Raw genomic sequence first — 12,817 nt, forward strand, 5'->3', positions numbered from 1 at the left:
CCGCGGTAGGGTGCGCCGTGCGCACCAAGCCGAGCAAGGCTCAACCGCAGAGGCAGTTGCGCCCCTGTTGCTTGGCCTGATAGAGCGCAGCATCGGCGCGGGCGATCAGGCCCTGCAGGCTGTCCTTCTGCTGCATCTGCGCCAGGCCGATGGAGATGGTGACGCCAGGCAGCACGCCAACCGGCGAATAGAAGGAGGCGATCTGCTCCAGGCTGACGCGCAGGCGTTCGCCGATGCCGCGCGCGGCCTCGTCGGCGATTTCCGGCAGGAGGATGACGAACTCTTCACCGCCGAAGCGGATCAGGCTGTCCTTGGGCCGCAACTGGCTGCTCAGCGTATGGGCCACGAGGCACAGGGCGTAATCGCCGGCCAGATGGCCGTGCTGGTCGTTGTAGGCCTTGAAGTGGTCGACATCGAGCATCAGCAGCGACAGCGGTTCATCGTTGAAGGCGCAGCGGGTGCTCTCGCGCTCGAATACGTGCTCCAGCCAGCGCCGGTTGAAGCAGCCGGTGAGGGTATCGACGTTGGCGTTCTGCTCGCTGTCGAGAATCTGCCGATTGCCCTTGCGCACGCGTTCGCAGAGCAGCTCCAGGAGGTTCTGCATCATCTGTGGGGATTGCTGGAACAGCGCCACCAGGGATTCGCGGTGCAGGCGCAGGACGATGGAGGGGCGCTCGGCCACCACGTAGGCGGAAGGGTGTTCGTTGTCGATGAAGCTGATTTCACCGGCGCAGTCGCCGACTTCCAGGGTGCTGACCGCCTGGTTGTCCAGCGAGCCCAGGTAGACGCGCAATTGGCCTTCGATCAGCAGGTAGAGGTGCTGGTTGCGGTTGAAGGGCGAGAGCAGGACTTCGCCTGCTTCCAGCTCGCAGGCACGGAACTCCCGCAGCAACTGATCCAGGCTGCTGGTGGCGACATTCTGAAAGAGTCGCAACTGTTGAACTTGCTGCAGGTCTGCCTGCCAGTGCGCCGGTTTCATCGCAATCTCGTCGGGCCTGGCCGGGCGAATTGGCTGGGCACCACCAACGCTCCCTGTCGCGTCTACGAATGGCCTCGACATTATTCCGGCGCCCTGAGCGTGGCAATGCTTGCCTAAAGTTCTGCCGACAAGTGGTTGTACGAAAGTGCAAAGCTGTTAACTGTCGCGCGTCCTTGCGCGCTCTGGATCACGCTGCGAAGTGAATGCGATGGCCTATCGCGTAGCCTGCCAGGCGCTTGCCGATGGCCTCGGCCAATGCCTGATCCTGATTGGGCAGATGGATATGGGCCAGTTGGCCGGCCTTGTCGTCGCTCAGGACTTCGACCCGCACCGCCGGATGCAACTCGGCGACGGCAGCCTGATAGACGCGGGCAATGGCATCGAAGCGCAGCGCGGGTTTGAAGGTCTTGCCCACCGCGGTAAGCGGAATGGCGTCGATGATCCAGGCGTCCTTGGGCACCGCAGCGCGCTCGGGAATGTGCGCTGCGGCGTGCTTGAGCAACTCGGCCTCGCTGGCCTGTGCACCCGGCTTGAGCTGCACGTAGACCACCGGCAGTTCACCGGCCTTTTCATCCGGCTTGCCCACGGCGGCGGCCATGGCCACGGCGGGGTGCCTGTGCAGGGCTTCCTCGATCATCTGCGGGTCGATGTTGTGGCCGCCGCGGATGATCAGATCCTTGCTGCGGCCGGTCAGCCAGATGTAGCCATCGGCATCGACGCGGCCGAGGTCACCGGTGTTGAACCAGTCGCCATCGACCCAGATGCCGGCATTCTTGCTGGCCTGCAGGTAGCCCTTGAACACCGTGGCGCCACGGATGCACAGGTTGCCGATCTCGTTGGGCGCGGCATCGCGCAGGTAGCGTCCCTGTTCATCGAGCAGCTTGATGCGCACTTCGCAGTAGGGCATCGGCAGGCCGATGGAGCCGGGGCGGCGCTCGCCGGCCGGCGGGTTGGCGCAACTGCCGCAGGTGCCTTCGGTCAGGCCGTAGCCTTCGATCAGGGTCAGGCCGGTCTTGGCCTCGAACTGGCGGATCAGCTCCACGGGCATCGGCGCGGCGCCGCACAGCGCGTACTTCAGCGAGGACAGGTCATGGCCCTCGCTGGGAACCTGCAGCAGGCCGGCATAGATGGTGGGAACCCCGCTGAAGAAGCTGACCTTGTGGCGTTCGATCACCTTCCAGAAGTTGCCGATCAGCGTGCTGTTGCGATAGCCCTGCGGGGTGGCCAGCAGCACCTCGGCACCGCCGATGAAGGCCGCAAGCCCGGTGACGATCACGCCATTGACGTGAAACAGCGGCAGGCCGCAGAGCGTGACGTCGCCGATGCCGAAGCGGGTCACCAGGTTCATGCTGTAGGCCATGGCCACTTCGTTGCCGTGGCTGTGTGGCGCCAGTTTCGGCGTGCCGGTGGTGCCGCCGGTATGGAAGTAGCTGGCGATATCCTCGGGCAGGATGGCGCGGCCACTTTCCAGGTGATCGGCAGGGCAGGCGGCGATGGTTTCATCGAAATCCAGCACGCCCTCCGGCAAGGCGCCGCGCTGGGCCTTGAGCGCACTGCGCTGCGGTTCCGGCAGCAGGTTGGCCATGTCCACGCAGAGAATCGCCTTGAGCTCCGGCAAGCGGTCACGCAGGGCAGCGACCTTGTCCCACAGGTCGGTACCGGGAAAGGGCGCCAGGGTCACCAGCAGCTCGGAGTCGGCGGCGTGGATCAGCTCGGCGATGTGCTCGGGGTCGAGCAGCGGGTTGATCGCGTTGGCGATCCCGGCCGCCTCGCCGCCCCAGATGGTGTAATGGGTCTGTGGCAGGTTGGGCAGCAGGAAGGACACCGCCTTGCCCGGACGCAGGCCCAGGCGATGGAAGGCGTTGGCGGTCTGGGTGATCCTGCCGAGCAGCTCGGCATAGTTCAGGCGCAGCGGCGTTTCCTCTGCCGTGCCCTGGAGAATGAACGACAGCGCCGGTGCATCCGGATGGGTCTGTGCCGTGCGGCGGATCAGCTCGAAGGTGCTGCTGGGTAGATCGCGCTCGCTCAACGGCGTGCTTTCGATCTGCTCGATATCCTGCAGTGTGCGAATCAGGGGCGCTGTGCTCATTTATCGTGCATCTCTCCGCTTCGGTCAGTCGGCCAGCAGGTGGCCCAGCCATTCGGCGATATCGCGAATCTCCTCCGGCAGAACCTCGTGGGTCATCGGATAGTCGCGCCATTGCACCGGCACCCCACTGGCGTGCAGGCGGTCGTACGCGGCGCGGCCCATGTCGGGAGGCACCACGTCGTCGAATCTGCCATGCAAACACAGCACCGGCAGTTGTCTTTTTGTATCCGTCAGCTGCATGTCGTCGCTGAAGGTCGGCGCGTAGGTCGACAGCGCCAGGACGCCGCCGAGAGTCTCTGGATAGCGCAGGAAGGCGGTGTGCAGGACCACCGCGCCACCCTGGGAAAAGCCCGCCAGGACGATGCGTTCAGGGGCGATGGCGCTTTCGCGTTCGGCTTCGATCAGGGCGATCACCTGGTCGGCGGATTCCTCCAGCTGCGCCTGGTCGATGGCCCGCGCCGGGCTCATGGCAAGGATGTCGTACCAGCTCGGCATGCTCCAGCCACCGTTGATGGTCACCGGACGGGTCGGCGCCTGCGGCAGGATGAAGCGGGTGGTGGGCAGGCGCTCCTGCAGCATCTCGGCGACCGGCAGGAAATCGTAGCGGTCGGCCCCCAGTCCGTGCAGCCAGATCACGCTGGCATCGGCGGGTTGTGGGGGCTGCAGAATCATGGGTGCGGTCATTGGTAGCTCCAGTGTGGTGCATGCGCCTTAATTTGGGGCGGCGTCTTGTGCAAGGCTTGGCTAATCTGTGAATAAGTTGTCGCACGGGTGCAACTTTTGCTCTTGACCCCCGCATATGGGGCTATTTGCCATGTGCTGGTACGGGGCTTGCTATGGCTCATCCGGACTGACGACGTGGTGCGCCAACGGTAACACTGTGCCATTGCGCGCCGCTCAACAGGCAGGAATCTGCTGTGTGGGGTTCCTAACTAGACCGTCGGGGCGATCAAACGTCCGGACGGATGACGATCCGTCTCTGGCCCGTTCAACCAATGGGCAGGGTAGGAGCAGTTGGCCAGCAGAGGGTAATGCCGACTAGACTCCCGCCTGACGTTCGCGCTTCTCGTCGATACCGTTGCTGCCAGCGGATCGCGTGCCTCAAAAGGGTGGGGAAGGCGAACGGAGACTCCAACACAACAAGAGCAACTGGAGGTTTTTGATGAAGATGGTGAAATCCACCCTGGCTGTGCTGACCACCGCAGCTGTGCTCGGTGTCAGTGGCTTTGCTCAGGCAGGCGCCACCCTGGATGCAGTGCAGAAGAAAGGCTTCGTGCAGTGCGGTATCAGCGACGGTCTGCCGGGCTTCTCCTACGCCGACGAAAAAGGCAACTACCTGGGTCTGGACGTCGACGTCTGCCGCGCTGTCGCAGCCGCGGTCTTCGGTGACGCTACCAAGGTCAAGTACAGCCCGCTGACCGCCAAGGAGCGCTTCACCGCGCTGCAGTCCGGCGAAGTCGACATCCTGTCGCGCAACACCACCTGGACCAGCTCGCGTGACTCCGGTCTGGGCCTGAACTTCGCTGGCGTGAACTACTACGACGGTCAGGGTTTCCTGGTGAACAAGAAGCTGGGTGTTTCCAGCGCCAAGGAACTGGACGGCGCCACCGTGTGCATCCAGGCCGGTACCACCACCGAGCTGAACCTCTCCGACTACTTCCGCGCCAATGGCATGAAGTACACCCCCATCACCTACGATACCTCTGACGAGAGCGCCAAGTCGGTCGAAGCCGGCCGTTGCGACGTGCTCACCTCCGACCAGTCGCAGCTGTACGCACAGCGCATCAAGCTGGCCAACCCGGACGACTACGTGGTGCTGCCGGAAGTCATCTCCAAGGAGCCCCTGGGTCCGGTCGTGCGCCAGGGCGACGAAGAGTGGTTCGACATCGTGCGCTGGTCGCTGTTCGCCATGGTCAACGCCGAAGAGCTGGGTGTGACCTCGGCCAACGTCGAAGAAACCGCCAAGACCACCAAAAACCCCGACGTAGCCCGTCTGCTCGGTACCGAAGGTGAGTTTGGCAAGGATCTGAAACTGCCGAAGGACTGGGCGGTACAGATCGTCAAGCAGGTAGGTAACTACGGCGAGTCCTTCGATCGCAACGTCGGTGCCGGCAGCGAGCTGAAGATCGAGCGTGGTCTCAATGCCCTGTGGAACAAAGGTGGTCTGCAATACGCACCGCCGGTGCGTTGATCGTCTGTACCGGCGCGCCTGCATGGCGCGCCGGTTGTTCCTGATGACGTGAACTCCATGCCCGCGCACGCGGGCGTGGGGCTTCCAAGAGGGCTGTTATGCAAACTACTGCTAATGCCCCGCGCCCGCGAGGTTCGGTCTGGACCGATCCTCAGGTGCGCGCGTGGCTGTTCCAGATCATTGCCGTTATCGCCGTCGTGGCGCTCGGCTGGTTCCTTTTCCAAAACACCCAGGCCAACCTGGAAAAGCGTGGCATCGTCTCCGGCTTCGGGTTCCTCGGCAACAGTGCCGGTTTCGGCATCGCCCAGCATCTGATCGACTACACCGAAAGCGATTCCTACGGACGGGTATTCGTCATCGGCCTGCTCAATACGCTGCTGGTTTCCTTCATCGGCATCGTGCTGGCCTCCATCCTCGGCTTCATTCTGGGCGTGGCACGGCTGTCGCCGAACTGGCTGATCAGCAAGCTGGCCACCGTCTACATCGAGATTTTCCGCAACATCCCGCCTCTGCTGCAGATTCTCTTCTGGTACTTCGCGGTGTTTCTCGCCCTGCCGGGACCGCGGCAGAGCCTGGACATCGGCGAAACCTTCTTCCTCAACAGTCGCGGCCTGTACATGCCGGCGCCGAGCCCGTCGGAGAGTTTCGGCCTGTTCGTCGTGGTCCTGCTGGCCACCATCGTCGGCATCATCGCCCTGGGCCGCTGGGCCAAGAAGCGCCGTGAAGCCACCGGCCAGATCTTCCCGCTGCTGTGGACGTCGCTGGCACTGATCGTGGTGGTTCCCGGCCTGGCCGTGCTGGTCGGCGGCAACCCGCTGGTGTGGAGCGTGCCGGAGCTGACCGGTTTCAACTTCCGCGGCGGCTGGGTGATGATTCCCGAACTGATGGCGCTGACCCTGGCGCTGACCATCTACACCGCAGCCTTCATCGCCGAGAACGTGCGCTCGGGGATCATGGCCGTCAGCCATGGCCAGACCGAAGCCGCGCGCTCGCTGGGCCTGCGTCCGGGCATCACCCTGCGCCTGGTGATCATCCCGCAGGCGCTGCGCGTGATCATCCCGCCGCTGACCAGCCAATACCTGAACCTGGCGAAGAACTCCTCGCTGGCGGCCGGCATCGGCTACCCGGACATGGTGTCGCTGTTCGCCGGCACGGTACTCAACCAGACCGGCCAGGCCATCGAGGTGATCGCCATCACCATGAGCGTGTACCTGGCGATCAGTATCAGCATTTCCCTGCTGATGAACTGGTACAACAAGCGCATTGCGCTGATCGAGCGGTAAGGAGCAGCCATGCAGTCTCATACCTTCAAACCGGATCTGCCGCCGCCGCGCATGAGCGTCGGCGCAGTGGGCTGGCTCAAGGCCAACCTGTTCTCCAACTGGTTCAACACCCTGTTGACCCTGTTCGCCATCTACCTGATCTGGCTGATCGTGCCGCCGCTGATCCAGTGGGCCTTCATCGATGCCACCTGGAGTGGCAGCACCCGCGCCGACTGCACCAGCGGTGGCGCCTGCTGGGTGTTCATCCAGCAGCGCTTCGGCCAGTTCATGTACGGCTTCTACCCCAGCGAACTGCGCTGGCGGGTGGATGCCACCCTGTGGCTGGCCATCGTCGGTGCGGCGCCGCTGTTCGTCCCGCAGATGCCGCGCAAGGCGTTCTACGGTCTGTCCTTCCTGGTGATCTACCCGGTCGTGGCCTGGTGCCTGCTGCACGGCGGCGTATTCGGCCTGAGCGTGGTGCCTACCAGCCGCTGGGGCGGTCTGATGCTGACGTTGGTGATCGCCTACGTAGGCATCACCGGTGCCTTGCCGCTGGGCATCCTGCTGGCGCTGGGGCGACGCTCCAACCTGCCGGCGATCAAGGTCATCTGCGTCACCTTCATCGAGTTCTGGCGCGGCGTGCCGCTGATCACCGTGCTGTTCATGTCCTCGGTGATGCTGCCGCTGTTCCTGCCGGAAGGCCTGTCCTTCGACAAGCTGCTGCGTGCGCTGATCGGGGTGATCCTGTTCCAGTCCGCCTACATCGCCGAAGTGGTGCGCGGCGGCCTGCAGGCCATCCCCAAGGGGCAGTACGAAGCGGCCGCGGCCATGGGCCTGGGCTACTGGCGGATGATGGGCCTGGTGATCCTGCCGCAGGCGCTCAAGCTGGTCATCCCCGGCATCGTCAACACCTTCATTTCGCTGTTCAAGGACACCAGCCTGGTGATCATCATCGGCCTGTTCGACCTGCTCAACAGCATCAAGCAGGCGACCACCGACCCGGCCTGGCTGGGCATGGCTACCGAAGGCTACGTGTTCGCGGCGCTGATTTTCTGGATTTTCTGTTTTGGTATGTCCCGCTACTCCATGCATCTGGAGAGAAAGCTGGACACCGGCCACAAGCGTTAGGAGCTGATCGGTATTTGCTGTGCGTTGGCCAGGCACTGATGAACGTGCCTGGCCCCGGCTCGAAATCCTGAATCAGCCCTCGAGAGGAGTGAATTATGAGTGAAGCAATCAAGCAACCCAGCGCCGAGCCGATGATCCTGCTGCAGGGCGTGAACAAGTGGTACGGCCAGTTCCACGTGCTCAAGGACATCAACCTCAGCGTGCAGCAGGGCGAGCGTATCGTCCTGTGCGGGCCGTCCGGTTCGGGCAAGTCCACCACCATCCGTTGCATCAACCGCCTGGAAGAGCACCAGCAGGGGCGCATCGTGGTCGATGGCACCGAGCTGACCAGTGACCTCAAGCACATCGAGGCGATCCGCCGCGAAGTGGGCATGGTGTTCCAGCACTTCAACCTGTTCCCGCATCTCACCGTGCTGCAGAACTGCACCCTGGCGCCGATGTGGGTACGCAAGATGCCCAAGCGTCAGGCCGAGGAGATCGCCATGCACTTCCTCGAGCGCGTGCGCATCCCGGAGCAGGCGCACAAGTATCCGGGTCAGCTCTCCGGTGGTCAGCAGCAGCGCGTGGCGATCGCTCGCGCATTGTGCATGAAGCCGAAGATCATGCTGTTCGACGAGCCGACCTCGGCACTCGACCCGGAGATGGTGAAGGAGGTGCTCGACACCATGATCGGCCTGGCCGAAGACGGCATGACCATGCTCTGCGTGACCCACGAGATGGGCTTTGCCCGCACCGTGGCCAACCGGGTGATTTTCATGGACAGGGGCGAGATCGTCGAGCAGGCCGAGCCCAACGCCTTCTTCACCAACCCGCAGAACGAGCGCACCAAGCTGTTCCTCAGCCAGATCCTGCACTGAGGCGGTTGCGTCAAATGACAAGGGAGCCTTCGGGCTCCCTTTTTCATAGCCGCGCAATGCGCCTGGAAGTAGGGTGCGCCGCGCGTACCGCAAACCCGTAGCCCTCGAATGTGCGACGCCCCCAGGTTGGCGCGCACAGCGCACCCTACGCTGCCGGCGGCGCGGTTCCGTTGCCCTGCATGCGCTTGCGAAAGGCGCCGGGCGTTTCGCCGCACAACTGCTTGAACAGCTTGGCGAAGGTAGCGCGATCGGCATAGCCGACCGCGGCGGCGATCCGCTCCAGCGAATCGCCGGAGCGAGCCAGCGCCTGCTGCGCGTTGGCGATGCGCAGACGCTGCAGGTAGTCGTTGGGCGTCAGTCCGGTGGCGGCCTTGAAGCGGCGCAGCAGGGTGCGCGGCGAGCAATGCGCCTGCTCGGCCAGGCCGGCGAGATCGACGGGCTCGGCATGATGCCGGCGCAACCAGTCGAGCAGCGGCCCCAGAGTCTTGTCATCGCTGGCGGGCAGCAGGGGCGCGAAGCGTGACTGCGGGCCGCGCTGGCGCTCCACCACCATGGCACTGGCGACCTGCTGCGCCAGCCATTCCCCGCCATGCCGGGCGATCAGGTGCAGGCACAGGTCGAGCCCCGCCTGGGCGCCGCCGGAGCAGAACAGCGAACCGTCCTCGGTCAGCAGCAGGTCGCTGCGCAGGTGCACGCGCGGGAAATGCCGGGCGAAGGTTTCGGCCAGAGCCCAGTGGGTGGTGGCCTGGCGACCATCGAGCAGCCCGGCTGCCGCCAGCAGAAAGGCGCTGCTGCACAGGCTCGCCACCAGCTGCTGACGGCGCGCCAGCCAGGGCAACAGGCCGGCGTTGCCCTCCAGCGTGCGGGAGATGGCGCTGCCGGTGGCCGGCAGGATCAGCAGGTCGGCCCGCTCCGCCAGCTCCAGGCCGCCGTCGACCTGAACCTGGGCGAATTCCAGTTGCACCGGCTGGCCATCGAGGCTGAAGCGCTGCAGATGAAAGCGCGGCTTATCCGCCAGGCGATTGGCGAGGCTGAAGGCATCCTGCGCCATGCTCAGGCTGGAACAGATGGTTTGCGGGCAGACGTACAGGGCGACGTTCAGCATGGCGCTGCACCGGAGCAGGAAGGTTGGCGATTATTGCCACAAAGTTGTCGTTATAGCCAATCGCTGTCGCGGTTGTCGCCGCCTCAGAATGAGCGCATTCATAGCGAGCGGTGCGCATGGTGCGCCCTGGCTGTCACGAATACGGGAGCGACCCCATGAGTCATGCCAATGCCGAGTTGATCCAGCGGTTCTATAGCGCCTTCCAGAAGCTCGATGCCGAGACCATGGCTGGCTGTTACGCCGAGGACGTGCGTTTCTCCGACCCGGTCTTCGTCGACCTGCGCGGCGCCGAGGCGGGGGACATGTGGCGCATGCTGTGCAGCCGTGCCGAAGACTTTTCGCTGACCTTCGACTCGGTGCAAGCCGATGACCATGCCGGCAGCGCGCGTTGGGTCGCCACCTACCGTTTCAGCGCCACCGGTCGTCAGGTGATCAATCACATCCAGGCGCGCTTCGTGTTTCGCGACGGGCTGATCGTCGAGCATCGCGATCACTTCGATCTGTGGCGCTGGGCGCGCCAGGCGCTGGGTGGCAAAGGGCTGCTGCTGGGCTGGGCACCCCCGGTGCAAACCGCCATTCGTCGACAGGCGGCACGCGCTCTGGCTCAATTCCGCGCGTCGCGCTAAGGCAGGCGAAGGAACGCAGTGGTAGGCTAGCCGGTCTTAGCCTTCAATAAAGAGTGCGCACATGGGGTGCCGCACCCACTGCCAATCGAGACCTGCCGTGACCGAACTGATCGTTGCCGTAAAACAGGCCAAGGCCTGGGGGGTCCATGCCGTTACCGCCAGCGGCGTGATTCTCGCGCTGCTGGCGTTGCTGGCTGTGCTCGACGGCCAACCCAAGCAATGCCTGCTGTGGCTCGGCCTGGCGCTGCTGGTCGATGGCCTGGACGGTTCGCTGGCGCGCCGTTACGACGTCAAGGGTGTATTGCCACATTTCGACGGCTCGACCCTGGACCTGGTGATCGACTACCTCACCTATGTGTTCATCCCCGCCATCTTCCTCTACCGCTTCATTCCCTTGCCGGACTACACGCCGCTGTTCGCCGTGGGGCTGATTCTGGTGTCCTCGCTGTTCTGCTTCTGCAACCTGAACATGAAGAGCAAGGACAATTACTTCGTCGGCTTCCCGGCCGCGTGGAACGTGGTGGTGCTGTATTTCTACATCCTCGACGTGCACCCCTGGATCACCCTGGGCATCATCGTCCTGCTCGCCGGCCTGACGCTGACCAAGATGAAGTTCCTGCATCCATTCCGCGTGCGTCAGTTCATGCCGCTGAACATCCTGGTGACCTTCGTCTGGATGCTCTCCAGCGCGCTGCTGATCGTGCAGTACCCGGCCAACCAGTTCTGGCTGCTGACGCTGTGGTGGCTGGCCTCGGCCTACTTCGTCGGCATGTGCCTGTGGCGTTCGGCGCGCGAGTGGTTCCCGGCACGCGGATGAACGCGGCAGTCGACAAGGCCTGGTTCGTCTACCTGATCCGCGCCGCCAACGGCGCGCTGTACTGCGGCATCAGCGATGACCCGCAGCGGCGTTTCGCCCAGCACCAGGCGGGCAAGGGTGCGCGTTTCTTCCACACCAGCCCGGCGCTGGCGCTGGCCTATGTCGAGGCCTGTACCGGCAAGGGCGATGCGCTGCGCCGCGAGCGGGCGATCAAGCGCCTGAGCAAGGCTGCCAAGGAAGCGCTCATTCTGGCCGTTGATAGCGCTGCATCACCCTGAGGCGGTGGGCGTAGCCAGGCGCGGCGGTTAAGCTGGGGCTTTCGATCCTGCCGCGGAGCGCGCCATGCACGAGCTGATCCTGCACCATTACCCGACCTCGCCGTTCGCCGAGAAGGCCCGCCTGATGCTGGGCTTCAAGCAGCTGTCCTGGCGTTCGGTGATGATCCCACCCGTGATGCCCAAGCCCGATCTCACCGCCTTGACCGGTGGCTACCGCAAGACGCCGGTGCTGCAGATCGGTGCCGACATCTACTGCGATACCGCACTGATCGCGCGCCGCCTGGAGGCCGAGAAGGCTACCCCGGCGCTATATCCCGAAGCGCAGGCGTGCAATGTCGCCACCTTCGCCCAGTGGGCCGACTCGGTGGTGTTCCAGCATGCTGTGTCGCTGGTCTTCGCTCCCGAGTCCATGGCGGTGCGCTTCGCCAAGGTGCCGCCAGAGTTCGCCAAGGCCTTCGCCGCGGATCGCGCCGCCCTGTTTTCGGGGGGAACGGCCAGCCGCCTGCCGCTGGAGCAGGCGCGCCATCAATGGCCGGCGCTCATGGGGCGCCTGCAGCAGCAATTGCAGAGCGGCGCAGATTTCCTGTTCGTCGAGCCGAGCCTGGCCGACATCGCACTGGCGCACCCGCTGTGGTTCCTGCGTGGCACGCCGGTGACCGCGCCGCTGGTGGATGACTACCCCGCGGTCGCGGCCTGGCTGGCACGGGTGCTGGACTTCGGTCACGGCTCGCTGAGCGAGATGAGCAGCGAGCAGGCCATCGCCGTGGCGCGCGAGGCGACGCCGGCGGCCTTGCCGGACGAAGCGTTCGTCGACCCCAACGGCTTCGCGGCTGGCCAGGCGGTGCGCATCGCGGCGGTGGACTACGGCGTCGACCCGGTGGAGGGCGAATTGCTGTTCGCTGGGCGTGAGGAGCTGATCCTGCGTCGCGAGGACGCGCGCGCGGGCGTCGTACATGTGCACTTCCCGCGCCTGGGGTTCCGTATCGAGGCGCGCTGAGGCCTGTCCTCACGCTGCCGACGCCAAGCCCGGAGGGCATCCGGGCTCGGCGGGTCAGTAGGCGGCGCGAATGGCGCGCACGTCGTAGCCGTGGATGACCTGCCCGCGCAGGTCGATCACCGGCACGCCACGCCCGCCCAAGGCCTGATAGCGGGCGCGGCCGGCGCTGTCCTTTTCTATATCCACTTCACGGTAGGCGACGCCATCCTCGGCGAACAGCTCGCGGGTCTTGGCGCAGTAGCCGCACCAGGCGGTGGCGTAAAGCACGATCTCGCCACTGGCGTTACCGGCCTGCGGCGGATTTAGCCAGCGGTCGATCTTGTCCCAGTGTTGCCACAGGGCCAGCGCGGCGAGCAGCAGCAGAATCGTCTTCACGGGTTCGCATCCTTGTGTGATGGCGCGGTCATATCAGGGTAAACCGCGCCAGGTGATATCGCCATATCAGCCCGTGGCTCCCGGGATGGGCATAGGACGGGCGTAGGTTCAGC

At 64.6% G+C, this 12,817-nt stretch carries 13 protein-coding genes; 8 read left to right on the forward strand and 5 right to left on the reverse strand.

The window, feature by feature from the left end:
* Positions 1 to 40: 40 nt before the first annotated feature.
* From BLS61_RS14185 to BLS61_RS14195, 3 genes are all read right to left on the reverse strand, one after another.
* A complete protein-coding gene (locus tag BLS61_RS14185; RefSeq protein ID WP_090431885.1) occupies positions 41 to 979 on the reverse strand; it encodes a GGDEF domain-containing protein in 939 nt (312 codons plus the stop codon).
* 187 nt (positions 980 to 1,166) lie between these two features.
* Complete coding sequence (locus BLS61_RS14190; protein ID WP_090431888.1) at positions 1,167 to 3,068, reverse strand: acyl-CoA synthetase; 1,902 nt, start codon at positions 3,066 to 3,068, stop codon at positions 1,167 to 1,169.
* 24 nt (positions 3,069 to 3,092) lie between these two features.
* Complete coding sequence (locus tag BLS61_RS14195; protein WP_090431890.1) at positions 3,093 to 3,752, reverse strand: alpha/beta hydrolase; 660 nt, start codon at positions 3,750 to 3,752, stop codon at positions 3,093 to 3,095.
* A gap of 478 nt (positions 3,753 to 4,230) precedes the next feature.
* On the opposite strand from BLS61_RS14195, the gene BLS61_RS14200 reads away from it, so the two are divergent.
* The 4 genes from BLS61_RS14200 to BLS61_RS14215 all read left to right on the forward strand — a co-directional run bounded on the left by BLS61_RS14200 (position 4,231) and on the right by BLS61_RS14215 (position 8,506).
* Positions 4,231 to 5,259, forward strand: coding sequence for an amino acid ABC transporter substrate-binding protein (locus BLS61_RS14200; RefSeq protein ID WP_090431892.1), 1,029 nt, complete (start codon positions 4,231 to 4,233; stop codon positions 5,257 to 5,259).
* 98 nt (positions 5,260 to 5,357) lie between these two features.
* Complete coding sequence (locus tag BLS61_RS14205) at positions 5,358 to 6,542, forward strand: amino acid ABC transporter permease (protein WP_167358734.1); 1,185 nt, start codon at positions 5,358 to 5,360, stop codon at positions 6,540 to 6,542.
* A 9-nt stretch (positions 6,543 to 6,551) separates the two neighbouring features.
* Positions 6,552 to 7,649: an amino acid ABC transporter permease gene (locus BLS61_RS14210; protein WP_090431895.1), complete on the forward strand. Its 1,098-nt coding sequence runs from the start codon at positions 6,552 to 6,554 to the stop codon at positions 7,647 to 7,649.
* A 95-nt stretch (positions 7,650 to 7,744) separates the two neighbouring features.
* A complete protein-coding gene (locus BLS61_RS14215; protein WP_090431897.1) occupies positions 7,745 to 8,506 on the forward strand; it encodes an amino acid ABC transporter ATP-binding protein in 762 nt (253 codons plus the stop codon).
* A 145-nt stretch (positions 8,507 to 8,651) separates the two neighbouring features.
* Here the strand turns inward: BLS61_RS14215 and BLS61_RS14220 are convergent, their stop codons facing one another.
* Positions 8,652 to 9,611 carry a GlxA family transcriptional regulator gene (locus tag BLS61_RS14220; RefSeq protein WP_090431899.1) on the reverse strand — a complete coding sequence of 320 codons (960 nt, stop codon included), beginning with the start codon at positions 9,609 to 9,611 and terminating at the stop codon, positions 8,652 to 8,654.
* A 155-nt stretch (positions 9,612 to 9,766) separates the two neighbouring features.
* Between BLS61_RS14220 and BLS61_RS14225 the strand changes: the two genes are divergently transcribed.
* From BLS61_RS14225 to BLS61_RS14240, 4 genes are all read left to right on the forward strand, one after another.
* A complete protein-coding gene (locus BLS61_RS14225; RefSeq protein ID WP_090431901.1) occupies positions 9,767 to 10,237 on the forward strand; it encodes a nuclear transport factor 2 family protein in 471 nt (156 codons plus the stop codon).
* A 61-nt stretch (positions 10,238 to 10,298) separates the two neighbouring features.
* Positions 10,299 to 11,054: a phosphatidylcholine synthase gene (gene pcsA / locus BLS61_RS14230; protein WP_394328146.1), complete on the forward strand. Its 756-nt coding sequence runs from the start codon at positions 10,299 to 10,301 to the stop codon at positions 11,052 to 11,054.
* A complete protein-coding gene (locus tag BLS61_RS14235) occupies positions 11,051 to 11,332 on the forward strand; it encodes a GIY-YIG nuclease family protein (RefSeq protein ID WP_090431905.1) in 282 nt (93 codons plus the stop codon). The genes pcsA and BLS61_RS14235 overlap by 4 nt, the downstream gene beginning before the upstream one ends.
* Before the next feature lie 64 nt (positions 11,333 to 11,396).
* A complete protein-coding gene (locus BLS61_RS14240; RefSeq protein ID WP_090431907.1) occupies positions 11,397 to 12,329 on the forward strand; it encodes a glutathione S-transferase family protein in 933 nt (310 codons plus the stop codon).
* Between the two features lie 54 nt (positions 12,330 to 12,383).
* Here BLS61_RS14240 and BLS61_RS14245 read toward each other — a convergent pair whose 3' ends face one another.
* Positions 12,384 to 12,704 carry a glutaredoxin family protein gene (locus BLS61_RS14245; protein ID WP_090431909.1) on the reverse strand — a complete coding sequence of 107 codons (321 nt, stop codon included), beginning with the start codon at positions 12,702 to 12,704 and terminating at the stop codon, positions 12,384 to 12,386.
* Between the last annotated feature and the right edge of the window lie 113 nt (positions 12,705 to 12,817).

It is taken from the genome of Ectopseudomonas guguanensis, assembly GCF_900104265.1.
GTDB classification, from domain to species: domain Bacteria; phylum Pseudomonadota; class Gammaproteobacteria; order Pseudomonadales; family Pseudomonadaceae; genus Aquipseudomonas; species Aquipseudomonas guguanensis.

Bases quoted from the DNA above. Each gene is read 5' to 3' on its own strand.
- BLS61_RS14185 (WP_090431885.1), bottom strand. From the start codon at position 979: ATGAAACCGGCGCACTGGCAGGCAGACCTGCAGCAAGTTCAACAGTTG.
- BLS61_RS14190 (WP_090431888.1), bottom strand. From the start codon at position 3,068: ATGAGCACAGCGCCCCTGATTCGCACACTGCAGGATATCGAGCAGATC.
- BLS61_RS14195 (WP_090431890.1), bottom strand. From the start codon at position 3,752: ATGACCGCACCCATGATTCTGCAGCCCCCACAACCCGCCGATGCCAGC.
- BLS61_RS14200 (WP_090431892.1), top strand. From the start codon at position 4,231: ATGAAGATGGTGAAATCCACCCTGGCTGTGCTGACCACCGCAGCTGTG.
- BLS61_RS14205 (WP_167358734.1), top strand. From the start codon at position 5,358: ATGCAAACTACTGCTAATGCCCCGCGCCCGCGAGGTTCGGTCTGGACC.
- BLS61_RS14210 (WP_090431895.1), top strand. From the start codon at position 6,552: ATGCAGTCTCATACCTTCAAACCGGATCTGCCGCCGCCGCGCATGAGC.
- BLS61_RS14215 (WP_090431897.1), top strand. From the start codon at position 7,745: ATGAGTGAAGCAATCAAGCAACCCAGCGCCGAGCCGATGATCCTGCTG.
- BLS61_RS14220 (WP_090431899.1), bottom strand. From the start codon at position 9,611: ATGCTGAACGTCGCCCTGTACGTCTGCCCGCAAACCATCTGTTCCAGC.
- BLS61_RS14225 (WP_090431901.1), top strand. From the start codon at position 9,767: ATGAGTCATGCCAATGCCGAGTTGATCCAGCGGTTCTATAGCGCCTTC.
- pcsA (WP_394328146.1), top strand. From the start codon at position 10,299: ATGGGGTGCCGCACCCACTGCCAATCGAGACCTGCCGTGACCGAACTG.
- BLS61_RS14235 (WP_090431905.1), top strand. From the start codon at position 11,051: ATGAACGCGGCAGTCGACAAGGCCTGGTTCGTCTACCTGATCCGCGCC.
- BLS61_RS14240 (WP_090431907.1), top strand. From the start codon at position 11,397: ATGCACGAGCTGATCCTGCACCATTACCCGACCTCGCCGTTCGCCGAG.